This is a genomic window from Planomicrobium sp. CPCC 101079, from assembly GCF_007859275.1.
Lineage (GTDB): Bacteria > Bacillota > Bacilli > Bacillales_A > Planococcaceae > Planococcus.
The window spans coordinates 155551-171026 of the sequence record NZ_VOHC01000033.1; the positions used below are offsets into that span (position 1 = coordinate 155551).

A 15476-nucleotide genomic window follows, 5' to 3' on the forward strand; every position below is an offset into this window, starting at 1 on the left:
TTTTTCATCATAACTAGCGGGGTGTGGACTTATGAATAAAGTGATTGTTGTCGAAGGGCTTACCGATAAAACAAGAATTGCGCCTCTTATTGCTGAACCAGTCACAATACTCTGCACAAATGGCACCGTCAGTGCGACAAGACTGGAAGAACTGCTGTTGCCTTACGAAGGCTTGGATATTATTGTGCTTGTGGATGCCGACAAATCAGGAGAACAATTGAGAAAACTAGTTAAGCGTGAGTTTCCTGAAGCCAGGCATTTTTATATTAACCGCAGCTACAAGGAAGTTGCGACAACCCCGATACGGATCTTGCTAGATGTGCTCATCAGTGCCAATGTCCGGGTCAATCAGTTATTAGCCGAAGGATGATCGAAAATGAACGAATGGACACATAAAGAATGGCTCAAAGAAAAAAACACTCATCGAATGACGGCCTTTTACTTGTACACGCCGATGTGCGGCACCTGCCAAGTTACTTCGAAGATGCTTGAGGTTGTCCGGGAATTGTTGCCGGATTTGAATATTGGCAAAGCAAACTTGAATTACGTGCAGGAAATAGCCGGTTTATACGAAGTGGAAAGTGTTCCTTGCTTGATTATTACAGAAGATGGTTTGGTTAAGGAAAAGATTTATGCCTTCCAGTCTGTCCCTTTTATATACGAAAAGTTAAAAGTTGTTGACGCAGCACAACGTGCATGGTAAATTGGATTTCTGATTGTGAATTTCATAACGTACTCTTATTAAGAGAGGTGGAGGGAAGTGCCCTATGAAGCCCGGCAACCGTCATGAAAATGAAATGGTGCCAATTCACGCAAAGCCATGCTTTGGGAGATGAGAGATCGGTGTCCGTATATAACTGCGAATACCCTTCTGCTTATTTCTGCGCAGAAGGGTTTTTATTTTGAAGTAGGAGTGTTTAGAAATGATTGAATTGAAACAAGTGACGAAAACGTACGACACTGGAAAAGGTGCGTTAACAGCAGTGGATGGTGTCGATCTATCAATTGCCACTGGCGAAATTTTCGGCATTATCGGTTATAGCGGTGCAGGGAAAAGTACATTGATCCGTCTATTGAACGGACTAGAAAAACCGACAACCGGTACGGTCCAAATCAATGATCAAGTCATTACAGCGATCAAAGGGGCAGAACTTAGAAAAGCACGCCAAAAAGTCAGCATGATTTTCCAGCATTTTAATCTGCTTTGGTCAAGAACCGTAAAGGAAAATATCGCGTTTCCGCTTGAAATTGCAGGCGTGCCAAAAAATAAGCGGGATGCCCGCGTTATGGAACTGGTCGAATTAGTCGGATTGGCTGGCCGTGAAAATGCCTACCCTTCCCAGCTGTCCGGTGGCCAGAAGCAGCGTGTCGGCATCGCCCGTGCGCTCGCCAATGATCCCGAAGTGCTGTTATGCGATGAAGCAACATCTGCACTCGATCCTGAAACAACCGATGCTATCCTTGATTTATTGGTAGACATCAACAAGCGGCTCGGATTGACGATTGTCTTGATCACGCACGAAATGCACGTTATCCGGAAAATCTGCCATCGCGTTGCCGTTATGGAAGGCGGGAAAGTGGTGGAACTTGGCGATGTGCTAAGTGTATTCCAAGCGCCGAAAGCAGAAATTACGAAGCGGTTTGTGGCGCAAGTTACAGAAACAGAAGACTCGAATGAGACGATCAAACATTTGCGTGAACTGTACCCCACTGGTGATTTGGTGAAATTGTTATTTGTAGGAGACCAAACCGAGCAGCCGATTTTGACGAAACTGATTCGTACAAATCCGGTGGAAGTCAATATTGTTCAAGGGAATATTTCACATACACAACGCGGTGCTTATGGAACATTGATTTTACAGTTGAAAGGGACACGCGAAGAAATTGCGAATGCCATCGCATTTTTAAACAACGAAAATATCCAGACAGAGGTGATGGCAAATGATTGAATCTTTATTTCCAAACGTAGATTGGGGCAAAATGTGGGAAGCTACCCTTGAAACTCTATATATGACAGCCATGTCGACATTTTTTACTTTTGTTATAGGAATTGTTTTGGGCATTGTTTTATTCTTAACGGCACCTAGACAACTTTGGGCCAACAAAATAGTTAACTGGTTAACTGGAGCATTCGTCAATATCTTTCGTTCCATTCCTTTTATCATTTTGATCATCTTACTGATTCCCTTTACGAAATTCTTGATTGGTACAATACGCGGACCCAATGCGGCGTTGCCCGCACTTATTATCGGTGCAGCTCCATTTTATGCACGTATGGTGCTGATTGCACTTAAAGAAATTGACAAAGGCGTTATCGAAGCAGCCCGTTCAATGGGAGCGACAACTTGGACCATTATCCGAAAAGTATTGCTTCCCGAGTCTAAGCCGGCTTTGATTTCAGGAATTACCGTAACAGCCATCGCCCTAGTCGGCTATACAGCCATGGCGGGGATCATTGGTGCAGGCGGTCTTGGTACATTGGCCTTCTTGGACGGTTTCCAAAGAAGCCGTGAAGATGTGACCTTAATGGCCACCATCTTGATCTTGGTTATCGTATTTGCAATTCAATTTATTGGCGACTTTATCACAGTTCGTTCGGACAAACGGTAATAACAGTTTAACTGTTCTATAAAACAACTTAGAAAAAAGGGAGAAGATTCACATGAAGAAATTACTAGCGGGAACATTATTAACAGCATTGACACTAGCAGGATGCGGTTCAGGATCTGGCGGTTCTGGCGAAGAGTCAAGCACATTGAAAATTGGTGCATCTAACGTGCCTCATGCAGAAATCTTAGAGCAGGCAAAGCCGCTTCTTGAAGAGCAGGGCGTAACGTTGGAAATCGAAACTTATCAAGATTATATTTTGCCGAACCAAGATTTAGAGGGCGGGGAAATCGATGCGAATTACTTCCAGCACATCCCGTATTTAGAAGATCAGAAGCAAGAGTTTGGCTATGATTTTGTTAGCGCAGGCGGCATTCACATCGAGCCGATCGGCATTTACTCGAAGAAACATGCATCATTAGATGAATTGCCAGATGGCGCAACAATTCTAATGAGCAACTCGGTTGCCGACCATGGCCGTATCCTTTCAATGCTAGAAGCTGAAGGTTTGATCAAATTGGATGAAGGCGTTGAAAAAACAGCTGCGGAAGTTAGCGACGTTGTAGAAAATCCGAAAAACCTTGAATTCGATGCGAACTATGAAGCAGCATTGCTGGTTCAAATGTATGAATCAGGTGAAGGCGATGCGGTATTGATCAACTCAAACTACGCAATCGATGCGGGCTTGAACCCACTAGAAGATTCAATCGCTCTTGAAAGTTCAGATTCTCCTTACGCTAACATCATTGCAGTGCGTGCGGAAGACGAAGGAAATGAAAACGTAGCGAAATTGGTTGAGGTTCTACACTCAGAAGAAATCAAAGATTTCATGCTTGAAGAGTGGGGCGGGGCAATCGTACCGGCCGAATAATTTGCTTGGCACCCTTAGGGGTGCTTTTTTATTTAGGTTTAAATAATAAAAATATTCCGTGTAATTTAGAAGTACTTACAATTTGATGGACCATATGCTAATTTAGGATAATATTAAAAAATCAATTGTACACATGGGGAGGACGTTTTGTGAAGATCAAGTTTGGGTTGTTGCCGAGGATTGCTGTTGCCATTGTTTTAGGGATTGCTATTGGATCTATTGCTCCTGAATGGATGGTCCGCTTATTTACTACATTTACAACTGTTTTTGGAAGCTTTCTTAACTTTATAGTGCCTTTGATCATCCTTGGTTTTATCGCTCCGGGGATTGCCCAACTTGGCAAGGGTTCCGGGAAATTATTAGGTTTAGCTACAACCTTTGCATATCTTTCAACGATTATTGCAGGAACTCTAGCATTTTTTGCTGCAACTACTATTTTGCCTAATTTTATGGGCGGAAAATCTTTGGGGGAAATTGAAAATCCGGAAGAAGCTTTGGCCACAAGCTTTATCGCGCTCGACCTTCCTCCCGTCTTTGGAGTAATGTCCGCTTTAATTTTAGCGTTTTTGCTTGGAATCGGCATGGCTGCCACTGAAAGCAAAACAATGATCACCTTTTTTGAGGAATTCCAGGCAATTATCGAAAAAACGATCTCGCGCGTCATTATCCCGCTGCTGCCTTTCCACATTTTCGGTATATTTGCCAATATGGCTTACGGTGGCGCCGTTGCGAAAATTTTATCGCTATTCGCTATTGTGTTTGTCATGATCATCATTCTCCATTGGACAATGTTGGCAATTCAGTATACGGCAGCAGGTTCTTTGAATAAGAAAAACCCGCTTTATTTGTTAAAGACGATGATGCCCGCTTATTTCACTGCTCTTGGAACTCAGTCCTCGGCTGCTACTATCCCTGTGACATTGCGCCAAGCGCGCAAAACCGGAGCCAACGAACGTGTGACCGATTTTACAGTGCCGCTTTTTGCAACAATCCATTTATCCGGAAGCACCATTACACTTGTTTCATGCGCCATTGGCGTTTTGCTTTTGACAGGCGGCACGCCGGCTTTCGGTTCTTTCTTCCCGTTTATTTTGATGCTTGGGGTTACGATGATTGCAGCGCCTGGAGTACCTGGCGGTGCTGTAATGGCCGCAATTGGATTGCTTGAAACAATGCTCGGCTTTGACCAGACCATGGTTGCATTGATGATTGCACTTTACCTTGCTCAAGATAGTTTTGGCACGGCTACGAACGTAACTGGAGACGGGGCGCTCGCTATGATCGTTGACCGGTTTACACGTGAAGAAAAAGTTTTTGAAACTAGTTCTGACAAAGTTTTGAAAAGTACCAACATTTGATATATTATGGCTATTTCGCCAGCTCTATACGGTAGTTAAAAGCTATGATACGATATCTGAGAATTCAATTATCAGGAGGACTATCATGAAGAAACTACTATTGGTTGGCGCAACAGCTGCATTATTTTTAGGAGCTTGCAGCGAAGAGAATGCAGCTCAAGAAACAACTGCATCAAGCACAGAAACTACTGAAAAAGAATCAAACGTGAAACAAGAATTGATGAGATTTTACATGTCGATTCCTCAAGAAATCAACGCAGTTGATAAAGATTTGAATGCTTTTGAATCGGCGCAGGTGGAAGGCACACTTCCGGAAGGCGATGACCTTGAAAAAATGAAAGAAGCAGCTGCTGCTTCTGCTAATGAAGCTGGAACGGTAGTAGAAGGAATTGAGATTCCGGAATCACTGGCTGATCACCAAGCGGATATCGAAGGGGCATTAGCTTCTATTAAAGAATCTTATTCTATGAAAGCGGAAGAGCTTTCAAAAGATGCGTCTTTCGAAGCTGCAAACGAAAAGTTTGTTCAAGCTGATGAAACATTCAACAAACTTCTTGAAGAACAAGGCTTGGCTGCTTCAAGTATTTTGAATGAAGTATCCAACTAATTTGAAGCGAAACCCGGCAGAATCTTGCCGGGTTTTTTAATTGGCTTTTTGACAAGCTATTCTCAAAAAAATATTGGATAAGTATTTTTTTGTTTAAGTTCCATAAAATTGGGTAAACTAATAATAACTATACATTTGAAAGGAATGGTTACTATTAGTTTTCAAGAAATTAAAGTAACAGAAAATATGGAGCATGCATTTCGAGATGCTCACGGGTTTGGAATTCATGAATGCGAAAACAATCCTGAATTGCTTGTGAAAGTAGAACAGAAGAGGGAACAGGAATATCAGAAAAGCCAACAGATGGTAGCACGCTTGGATAACCAAGTGCACCGCAGTTTATAAAAACAGCCGATGCTTAACGCATTGGCTGTTTTTTATTTATACGGCATTTCAGTTACCGAATACATGGCGGGATGAACACAATTCTTAATCCGTTGACACCTCTTTTTCCAGCATTTTTTCGGTAAATTGTATAAGTGCGGTGGTTCTAAAAGACCAAACGCAACGTTAGAGTTAAATTAGAAAGTCGAGGACTTGTCCAAGGGATATTAATGATATGTATTCTCAATTAGTAATCTTTTATTGAAAATAAAAAAACACGCGGAATATACCTTGAAAACGCTTGTATACTGTAGAAATTCAGTGTTATAAATTGTTTAATTATCATTTGTGGATCCGGTTTAATGATTTGCTACTAAGGTGGTTTTCGGTTAAGATTAGAATGATACTAATTAAGAATGGTTTCCATTCAAAATTAACTTTATGGAGGTATTTACATGTCAACTTTGGTTATCCAAGATTTGCACGTTGAAATCGAAGGAAAAGAGATTTTAAAAGGTGTAAACTTAACAATTAAAACAGGTGAAATCCATGCGATCATGGGGCCGAACGGAACGGGGAAATCTACTCTAGCTTCTGCTATCATGGGGCATCCTAAATATACAGTAACTTCTGGAAGCATTACATTGGATGGCGAAGACGTATTAGAAATGGAAGTTGACGAACGCGCCCGCGCTGGCCTTTTCCTTGGCATGCAATACCCAAGCGAAATTTCTGGTGTAACGAACGCTGACTTCATGCGCTCTGCCATGAACGCACGCCGCGAAGAAGGCGATGAAATTTCTTTGATGAAGTTCATCCGTGAATTGGATAAGAAAATGGAAGTTTTAGATATGGACGAAGAAATGGCGCAGCGCTACTTGAACGAAGGGTTCTCAGGCGGAGAAAAGAAACGCAACGAAATCCTTCAAATGATGATGATCAAACCGTCATTTGCTATCTTGGATGAAATCGACTCCGGACTTGATATCGATGCATTGAAAGTTGTAGCAGAAGGCGTCAACCAAATGAGAGGCGAAGAGTTCGGCTGCCTGATCATCACTCACTACCAGCGCTTGTTGAACTACATCACTCCTGATTATGTTCACGTGATGATGCAAGGCCGTGTAGTTAAATCCGGTGGAGAAGAACTTTCTCACAAACTTGAAGCAGAAGGCTACGACTGGATCAAAGCGGAACTTGGCATTGAAGACGAGACCGTAGGAACAGAAGCATAATTGGAAGGGGAGACTAACGTGGCGGTTGAAACAAACATGAAAATCACCGAGCAGGAAGTGCGCTCCTTCTCGGCTTCTAAATCAGAACCTGAAGAGTTTACTGAACTGCGCGTACAAGCATTGGCTGCTGCAGCGGTTTTGCCGTTGCCGAAACCGGATAAAACAAAAATTGCGAACTGGAACTTCACGGATTTCCCAGTTCATACAAAAGAAAGCTCAACTTACACTTCATTGGATGAACTTCCAGAAGACGTTAAGTCGATTGTTGACTTAGAGAAAAAGAACTTATACATCCAGCACAATAATACGCCAGCATATCTGTCTCTTTCTGAAGAGTTGAAAGCAAAAGGCGTTATCTTGACAGATATTTTCACAGCAATCCGCGAACATAGCGATCTTGTTGGAAAATACTTTATGAAAGAAGCGGTTAAAGCGGAAGAACATAAACTGACTGCCCTTCACGCTGCACTTTTAAACGGAGGAGTATTCCTTTATGTTCCTAAAAATGTAGTAGTTGAAGAACCAGTTCAAGTTGTGTTTATCCACGACGACGAAGAAGTTTCGTTATTTAACCATGTAATCGTTGTTGCTGACACGAGCAGTAAAGTGACTTATGTGGAAAACTATTTGTCTACCGTGCCTCATGCAAAAGGTTTAGCGAATATCGTTTCTGAAGTTTTCGCTGAAGACAATGCCCAAATTACGTACGGAGCTGTTGATGTTCTTGCGGAAGGCTTTACAACTTATGTAAACCGCCGCGGAATTGCTGCCCGTGATGCTCGCATTGAATGGGCACTTGGTTTGATGAACGACAGCGATACGATTTCTGAAAACGTAACCCATCTTATTGGAGACAACTCGGCTGGCGATACGAAAACAGTAGTCGTTGGAAGAGGATCTCAAAAACAGAACTTCACGACAAAAGTGGTTCATTGGGGCAAAAATTCCGATGGCCAAATTCTGAAGCACGGCGTTATGAAAGATTCCGCTTCTTCCATTTTCAATGGAATCGGCAAAATCGAGCATGGTGCAACAAAATCGAACGCTGAACAAGAATCGCGCGTTTTGATGTTGAGCCCTCAAGCCCGCGGAGACGCAAACCCGATTTTGCTAATAGATGAAGATGACGTTACAGCAGGCCACGCAGCTTCTGTAGGGCGCGTGGATCCATTGCAATTGTTCTATTTGATGAGCCGCGGAATTACAAAACAAGAGGCTGAACGTCTTGTTATACACGGTTTCTTGGCACCGGTTGTTAACGTACTGCCAATAGAAGGCGTTAAAAAGCAATTGACGGAGGTTATCGAAAGGAAAGTCCGCTAATGATGAATCGAGAGATAAAAAGTTATTTTCCCATACTCGACCAAGAAGTGAATGGACATCCACTTGTCTATTTGGACAGTGCAGCGACATCTCAGAAGCCGGTTCAAGTTATTGAAGCATTAAAGCATTATTATGAGTTTGATAATGCCAATGTCCACCGCGGGGTTCACACTCTCGGTAACCGGGCAACTGATATGTATGAAGGAGCACGCGAAAAAGTCCGGAAATTCATCAACGCCAAATCGACCGAAGAAGTCATCTTTCTGCGCGGAACAACGACTGCGCTGAACTTAGTGGCGCAAAGCTACGGACGGGCGAATGTTGAAGAAGGGGACGAAATCGTCATTACGTATATGGAGCACCACTCAAACGTGATTCCATGGCAGCAATTGGCGAAAGAGCGTGGCGCTGTTCTTAAATACATCGAGTTAAACCCGGACGGGACTATTTCATTGGAACAAGTTCGAGCGGCTGTAACAGACCGGACGAAAATTGTATCGATGATGTATGTATCAAATGTTCTGGGAACTATGAACCCTATTAAAGAAGTGACGCAAATTGCGCACGAACATGGAGCGGTCATGGTAGTGGACGGAGCACAAGCGGCTCCTCACTTGAAAATTGATGTGCAAGACCTGGATTGCGATTTCTTCGCTTTTTCTGGCCACAAAATGTGTGGACCTACCGGAATCGGCGTATTATATGGCAAGAAGGATTTATTGAACAATATGGAACCGATTGAATTTGGCGGAGAAATGATCGACTTTGTCGGACTATACGATTCCACTTGGAAAGAGCTCCCGTGGAAATTCGAAGGCGGCACACCGATTATTGCCGGAGCAGTAGGTTTAGGTGCAGCGATTGATTTCTTGAACGAAATCGGCTTGCATGAAATCGAACAGCATGAGCATAAAATGGCGGCTTACGCTATGGACGTCATGAGTGAAATCGACGGACTCCAAATTTACGGGCCGACCGATCCTCAAAAACGTGCAGGCATTGTGACATTCAACTTGAATGATGTCCATCCGCATGACGTGGCAACGGTTCTTGATATGAGCGGCATCGCTGTCCGTGCAGGGCATCATTGTGCGCAGCCGCTCATGAAATGGCTGCAATGTACAGCCACAGCCCGCGCTAGCTTCTACGTTTACAATGATGAATCGGATATCGATCGTCTCGTAGAAGGCTTGCGTTCAGCAAAGGAGTATTTCAGCGATGTCTTCTAAAAATTTAGACCAGCTTTATCGCCAAGTTATTATGGATCATTATAAAACGCCGAGAAATAAGGGAACCCTTGATAACGATAGCGTAAACATTGAAATGAACAACCCGACTTGCGGGGACCGGATCCAATTGACGCTGCAAGTGGAAGAAGGCATTGTCAAAGATGCGAAATTTGACGGGGAAGGCTGTTCCATTTCGATGGCTTCAGCTTCAATGATGACGCAAGCGGTCAAAGGGAAAGACGTCGATACGGCGCTTCAACTTTCTCATATCTTTTCTGATATGATGCTTGGCAAAGATTATGATGATACAATTGATTTAGGGGATATTGAAGCCCTTCAAGGCGTCTCTCAGTTTCCGGCACGGATCAAATGCGCAACGCTTGCATGGAAAGCCATGGAAAAAGGCGTGCAAAGCGAAGGCAAATCGTAATACAAGAACGGAGGAACGACGATGGCAAAACAAATGCCAGAAATCGGTGATTATAAATATGGTTTCCACGACAAAGACGTATCGGTATTCCGATCAGCTCGTGGACTGACTGAAGATATCGTCAGAGAAATTTCGAATATCAAAAATGAGCCAGAGTGGATGCTTGAATCTCGTTTGAAAGCATTAAAATTGTTCTATTCTATGCCGATGCCACAATGGGGCGGCGATTTGAGTGCGCTAAACTTTGATGAAATTACGTATTACGTAAAACCATCTGAAGCAAGCCAGACTTCATGGGATGAAGTGCCTGATGAAATCAAAGCTACTTTTGATAAATTGGGTATTCCAGAAGCGGAACAAAAATACTTGGCTGGTGTTTCTGCCCAGTATGAGTCCGAAGTTGTTTACCATAATATGAAAGTTGAACTTGAAGATATGGGAATCGTCTTTAAAGATACAGACGCAGCGCTTCGTGAAAACGAAGACTTGTTCAGAGAATACTGGCAGACAGTTATTCCTGCTGCTGACAATAAATTTGCTGCACTTAACACGGCGGTATGGTCAGGTGGCTCATTCATCTACGTGCCAAAAGGCGTAAAAGTGGAATCACCGCTTCAAGCTTATTTCCGCATCAACTCGGAAAACATGGGGCAGTTCGAACGTACAATGATCATCGTAGATGAAGGCGCAAGCGTTCACTATGTAGAAGGCTGTACAGCTCCGGTTTACACAACAAATTCACTTCACTCAGCAGTAGTTGAGATCGTCGTGAAAAAAGATGCTTATTGCCGTTACACAACAATTCAGAACTGGGCAAACAACGTCTACAACCTTGTTACGAAACGCGCATTCGTTGACGCTAACGGAACAATGGAATGGATTGATGGCAACATCGGTTCTAAATTGACAATGAAATACCCAGCAGTTTACCTTCGCGGAGAAGGCGCTCGCGGTATGACTCTTTCGATTGCAATTGCAGGAAAAGGCCAACACCAAGACGCTGGAGCGAAAATGATTCACTTGGCACCAAATACTTCTTCTTCTATCGTTTCGAAATCCATTTCGAAACAAGGCGGGAAAGTATCTTACCGCGGAATCGTTCGTTTCGGACGCAAAGCGGATGGCGCTCGTTCGAATATCGAATGTGATACATTGATCATGGACAACCAATCTACATCTGATACAATTCCATACAACGAAATCTTAAACGATAACGTATCATTGGAACACGAAGCGAAAGTTTCGAAAGTATCAGAAGAGCAATTGTTCTACTTGATGAGCCGTGGTGTTTCTGAGCAAGAAGCGACAGAAATGATCGTTATGGGCTTTATCGAGCCATTCACAAAAGAACTTCCGATGGAGTACGCGGTAGAAATGAACCGTCTCATCAAGTTCGAAATGGAAGGTTCAATCGGTTAATCAATTAATAATCAACCCTTGGTATGACAGTGCTCATGCCAAGGGTTATTTTTATGGATTTTACTTTATACCGAAATGTCCTTAATGCAGAGCCATTCAGGTAGAATCATGATAATTCTTGCAGTTTTATAGCTTGCATAAGGGGTATACAACCTAAGAAGTTAAAATTCAAGGAGGTATATCGTAGATGAGTCAAGCATTTGATGCATTAAAAGAGAAGCTGAGCAACGCAGACATGGGACAAGCAAAAGAAGTAATGGAAGAAGCCAAACAGGCACATGCCGATGGAAAAATCGATGAAAATGAAAAGAATCAACTGATGGAATCTGCAAAATCTGTCATTGGCGGCAAAGGACTCGGTGGAATATTCTAAGAAGATGTTAAAAAGTTCATACGATAAGAGGCAATAGCCTTTGGTGTATTACGTATACGCTAAAGGCTATTTTTAATGGGAATAGGGTAAGAGGGCTTGAAGCAAATTCGAAGCCATGAGCAGGGGTTTAATGTTTTCTTATCGTATAGGGAATATAGTTAGATAACACACTAGAGCCGGGTGCAAAATAATGTGTTACCAAACACTTTAAACTTGCTGAGCGGGATTTTAATAAAGCTTACAGCCTTCCTCGAATATCTCTTTAGGTTTAGGGCAGTTGTATTTTGTAAATTGTTTTTTAAAAGCTGTTTTCGGTGCTGGTTCTTGAGGCCAAGAAACGGCGAAAGTTTTATGCAGGCGGCTATTGGCCATGTAAGCTCTTCTCTCGATGAACTTCAATTTTTGTTAATGCCAGGCTTTAGCCGTGCTGCGAGTCTGCCAGAAAGTGATGCTGAGAAAAGTCCGGCATAAATGGAGCAAGAAGAATAGGCAATTCATCTTTTTTCTTCCTGATCGTCTGGGCATTGATGCATGAAAAGAGGCAACAATATTGGCCAAACGACCTTTTGCCAATATTGTGCTATCATAAAATAATAAAGAAAAATCGGAGGCGAAACCGATGATTAATATTGGATTGACGGGATGGGGCGATCATCCGGATGTTTATAGCCCTGGTTCGAAAAAGACAGAGCGATTAATCGATTATAGTTCCCATTTTCCCATTGTGGAGCTGGATTCGTCATTTTACGCGGTACAGCCCGAACGCAATATCACCAAATGGATCAATGAGACCCCGGATGGTTTTCAGTTCATTGTCAAAGCATATCAAGGGATGACGGGGCATCAGCGAGGCGAAAATCCGTTTGAAAGTGAAGAGGCTATGTTTGAAGCGTATATTAAATCAGTCCGGCCAATGAAAGAAGCCGGAAAGCTCGCTATGGTGTTGCTTCAATTCCCGCCCTGGTTTGACTGCAAGAAAGAGCATGTTGAGCAAATCAGGGAAATTACAGAAAAGTTGAAGGAATTTGATCTGGCCATAGAGTTCCGCCATCAATCTTGGTATTCCCCGGAACTTCGCGAAAAAACGTTGGAGTTTTTAAGAGAGAATCATTTAATCCATTCGGTTTGTGATGAACCGCAAGCGGGAGAGGGGTCTATTCCGCTTGTGCCGATTTCAACGCGCAAAGACAAAGTTTTAATGCGTCTGCACGGCCGCAATGTCCACGGGTGGCAAAGCCCTGGGCACGGCCAAAAATGGCGTGAAGTGCGTTATTTGTACGATTACAACAAAGAAGAATTAGCGGAAATCAGCCGAGCGGTTAATAGCCTGAATGAAACAACTGAGCAAGTGTATGTTATTTTCAACAATAATTCCGGTGGCCATGCGGCAGGAAATGCGAAAGCATTTAAAGAGCTGAATGGTTTGGAGTATGAAAATTTGGCACCGAAGCAAATGGATTTGTTTGAGGGAGGATTTTAAGTGATATTTGTCTTGATGGCGGTTGTCGGTTTGTTTTCGGGAATCGTCGGTGCATTAATCGGCCTTGGCGGAGGTGTCATTCTTGTTCCGTCGCTGCTGTTCCTCGGAACGGCTTTTGCGTTTTTCCCGGACTTGTCGCCGCAGAAAATCGTTGGGTTGTCTGTAATCATGATGATTTTCACAGGCCTGTCTTCGACGCTATCCTATATGAAAGTGAAGACGGTCGACTACAGGAGCGGCTTTATCTTTTTTATCGGCAGTGCGCCGGGAACGGTTATTGGCGCGTTCGTAAATAAAAATTTGGACTTGCCTACCTTCAATCTCTATTTTGGTATCTTGCTCGTGTTGCTTGCCCTGCTCCTTTTGGTCCGTGACCGTTTAAAAACGGTCCATTGGTTTGTCGAACATGGCAGAACCTATACTTTCACCGATAAACAAAACAAGGAATATGTCTATGGCTATCCAATCTGGTTTGCTTTGCTATTGACCTTCTTTATCGGATTCGCTTCCGGGCTGTTCGGTATTGGGGGCGGTTCGATAATTGTTCCAGCGATGATTTTGCTGTTCTTGTTTCCGCCGCATGTGGCGATCGGGACATCAATGTTTATGGTGTTTTTGTCGGCCATTGTCAATTCGATAACACACATTTCCCTTGGCAATGTGCCATGGATTTATACATTGGCGGTGGTGCCAGGAGCCTACATTGGCGCCAAAGTTGGTGCATCACTGAACAAAAAACTCAATTCCGATACACTGATTGTTATTTTGCGGATTGCGCTCTTAGTTTTGGGGCTGCGTTCGATATACGAAGGGTTATTCAGTTCTTAAAGAGGTGTTTTCATGAGCGAGACCATACACATATACCATACAAACGATTTGCATAGCCATTTTGCCAACTGGCCAAGCATTAAAGCTTTGCTTACAGAGCGGAAGCGCTGGCATGAAGAAGAAGGAGACACCTGTCTAATTCTTGATATTGGGGATCACGTGGACCGTTCCCATCCGTTTACTGAAGGCTCGGCAGGCAGAGGCAATATCGCCTTGCTCAATGAAGCAGGGTATGACGTAGTGACGATAGGCAATAATGAAGGCATTACGTTGACGAAGCAAGAATTGAACGATTTGTATGTGCAAGCGGATTTTGAAGTGGTAGTCGGCAATTTAAAAGATGCTTCAGGCTTTCGTCCGAAGTGGGCAAAACCATATCATATTATAAAGACCAGAGGCGGCACGAAAATCGGCTTGGTCGGCGCGACAGCCGAATTTACGCCTTTTTACAAACGGCTTGGCTGGACCATATCAGAAGGCAAAGACGCCATTATGGAAGCTGTTGAGGAAATAAAGGGGCAGACCGATTTAATCGTTTGCTTGTCGCATCTCGGTATAAAGGATGATGAACTTTTAGCCGAAATGTGCCCGGACATCGATGTTATTCTGGGGGCCCATACGCATCATGTGTTCCATGAGGGAAAAGTTATCGGGGATACACTGCTCGGTGCAGCAGGAAAATTTGGCATGTACGTCGGCCATGTGACAATCGAGAATGGGTTGGAAAACAAAAAAGCTTATTTGATTGAAACTGACAGCTTGCGCAATCCTGACGAATCTTTTGATGATTGTTTAATGGAAGAAGGAAAAAATCAGTTGAATGAACCGATTTTTTTCAATTCGGAAATGCTGAAAGCCGAGTGGTTCAAAGCATCGAGGCTCTCAGATTTGTTTGGCGAAGCGATGCTTGAATTTTCACAGGCCGACTGTGCCATATTCAACGCGGGTATTTTTATGGATAATCTTCCGGAAGGGCAAACAACCCGCTACAATTTTCACAAAATGCTGCCGCATCCCATCAATCCGTGCCTGATTGAATTGACAGGCGCGGAACTAAAAGAAATTTACCTGCAGTCATTGAACACAGAATGGCCGCATATCGAACTAAAAGGATTAGGGTTCAGGGGAGCGATTTTCGGAAATATCATTCACGTGAATATGAAAATGGAAGGCCATAAATTGTATATAAATGATGAACTCGCTGTACACGATCAGGTTTACCGGCTTATTACATTGGATATGTTCACTTTTGGCTACTTTTTTCCGACATTAAAACGTGCACAAAAAACATATTTCATGCCGGAATTTATACGCGATGTTTTTAGTCAGTTTTTCCGGAGCAAAGCGTTGAAGTAATAAGAACATTCGGATTTAATACACATTTGATTTTAA

17 protein-coding genes and 1 riboswitch are annotated in these 15476 nt (G+C 43.1%); all 17 genes read left to right on the top strand.

Annotation, left to right across the window (positions count from 1 at the left end; genetic code table 11):
• Nucleotides 1–31 precede the first annotated feature (31 nt).
• The 17 genes from FQV28_RS18910 (at nucleotide 32) to FQV28_RS18990 (ending at nucleotide 15440) form a co-directional block, all read left to right on the top strand.
• Nucleotides 32–370, top strand: coding sequence for a hypothetical protein (locus FQV28_RS18910; RefSeq protein WP_146498077.1), 339 nt, complete (start codon nucleotides 32–34; stop codon nucleotides 368–370).
• Nucleotides 371–376: 6 nt separating this feature from the next.
• On the top strand, nucleotides 377–703 hold the full coding sequence (locus FQV28_RS18915; RefSeq protein ID WP_146498078.1) for a thioredoxin family protein: 327 nt from the start codon (nucleotides 377–379) through the stop codon (nucleotides 701–703).
• A gap of 32 nt (nucleotides 704–735) precedes the next feature.
• Nucleotides 736–839, top strand: a riboswitch (SAM riboswitch).
• A gap of 84 nt (nucleotides 840–923) precedes the next feature.
• The gene (locus FQV28_RS18920) at nucleotides 924–1949 is read left to right on the top strand and encodes a methionine ABC transporter ATP-binding protein (protein WP_146498079.1); all 1026 of its coding nucleotides are present in this window, start codon (nucleotides 924–926) and stop codon (nucleotides 1947–1949) included.
• On the top strand, nucleotides 1942–2610 hold the full coding sequence (locus tag FQV28_RS18925) for a methionine ABC transporter permease (protein WP_146498080.1): 669 nt from the start codon (nucleotides 1942–1944) through the stop codon (nucleotides 2608–2610). Before FQV28_RS18920 ends, FQV28_RS18925 begins: the two co-directional genes overlap by 8 nt.
• Before the next feature lie 52 nt (nucleotides 2611–2662).
• Entirely contained in the window at nucleotides 2663–3478 is an 816-nt protein-coding gene (locus FQV28_RS18930; RefSeq protein WP_146498081.1) for a MetQ/NlpA family ABC transporter substrate-binding protein, read from the top strand.
• 149 nt (nucleotides 3479–3627) lie between these two features.
• Nucleotides 3628–4836 carry a dicarboxylate/amino acid:cation symporter gene (locus tag FQV28_RS18935; RefSeq protein ID WP_146498082.1) on the top strand — a complete coding sequence of 403 codons (1209 nt, stop codon included), beginning with the start codon at nucleotides 3628–3630 and terminating at the stop codon, nucleotides 4834–4836.
• Nucleotides 4837–4921: 85 nt separating this feature from the next.
• Complete coding sequence (locus FQV28_RS18940) at nucleotides 4922–5443, top strand: hypothetical protein (RefSeq protein WP_146498083.1); 522 nt, start codon at nucleotides 4922–4924, stop codon at nucleotides 5441–5443.
• A gap of 186 nt (nucleotides 5444–5629) precedes the next feature.
• Nucleotides 5630–5788: a YuzK family famiily protein gene (locus tag FQV28_RS19705; RefSeq protein WP_483312999.1), complete on the top strand. Its 159-nt coding sequence runs from the start codon at nucleotides 5630–5632 to the stop codon at nucleotides 5786–5788.
• A gap of 428 nt (nucleotides 5789–6216) precedes the next feature.
• Nucleotides 6217–7002 (top strand): Fe-S cluster assembly ATPase SufC, encoded by a 786-nt coding sequence (sufC, locus tag FQV28_RS18950; RefSeq protein ID WP_304608790.1) that lies wholly within the window; start codon nucleotides 6217–6219, stop codon nucleotides 7000–7002.
• A gap of 18 nt (nucleotides 7003–7020) precedes the next feature.
• The gene (gene sufD / locus FQV28_RS18955) at nucleotides 7021–8325 is read left to right on the top strand and encodes a Fe-S cluster assembly protein SufD (protein ID WP_146498086.1); all 1305 of its coding nucleotides are present in this window, start codon (nucleotides 7021–7023) and stop codon (nucleotides 8323–8325) included.
• Nucleotides 8325–9554, top strand: coding sequence for a cysteine desulfurase (locus FQV28_RS18960; protein WP_146498087.1), 1230 nt, complete (start codon nucleotides 8325–8327; stop codon nucleotides 9552–9554). The genes sufD and FQV28_RS18960 overlap by 1 nt, the downstream gene beginning before the upstream one ends.
• Nucleotides 9544–9984 (top strand): Fe-S cluster assembly sulfur transfer protein SufU, encoded by a 441-nt coding sequence (gene sufU / locus FQV28_RS18965; protein WP_106534124.1) that lies wholly within the window; start codon nucleotides 9544–9546, stop codon nucleotides 9982–9984. Before FQV28_RS18960 ends, sufU begins: the two co-directional genes overlap by 11 nt.
• A 21-nt stretch (nucleotides 9985–10005) precedes the next feature.
• A complete protein-coding gene (gene sufB / locus FQV28_RS18970; protein ID WP_146498088.1) occupies nucleotides 10006–11403 on the top strand; it encodes a Fe-S cluster assembly protein SufB in 1398 nt (465 codons plus the stop codon).
• Nucleotides 11404–11590: 187 nt separating this feature from the next.
• Nucleotides 11591–11776: a hypothetical protein gene (locus tag FQV28_RS18975; RefSeq protein ID WP_146498089.1), complete on the top strand. Its 186-nt coding sequence runs from the start codon at nucleotides 11591–11593 to the stop codon at nucleotides 11774–11776.
• A 619-nt stretch (nucleotides 11777–12395) separates the two neighbouring features.
• Nucleotides 12396–13256 (top strand): DUF72 domain-containing protein, encoded by an 861-nt coding sequence (locus FQV28_RS18980; protein ID WP_146498090.1) that lies wholly within the window; start codon nucleotides 12396–12398, stop codon nucleotides 13254–13256.
• Nucleotides 13257–14084, top strand: a complete 828-nt coding sequence (locus FQV28_RS18985) for a sulfite exporter TauE/SafE family protein (RefSeq protein ID WP_146498091.1) — start codon at nucleotides 13257–13259, stop codon at nucleotides 14082–14084. It begins immediately after the preceding gene.
• Nucleotides 14085–14096: 12 nt separating this feature from the next.
• Nucleotides 14097–15440 carry a bifunctional metallophosphatase/5'-nucleotidase gene (locus FQV28_RS18990; protein ID WP_146498092.1) on the top strand — a complete coding sequence of 448 codons (1344 nt, stop codon included), beginning with the start codon at nucleotides 14097–14099 and terminating at the stop codon, nucleotides 15438–15440.
• Nucleotides 15441–15476: the final 36 nt, after the last annotated feature.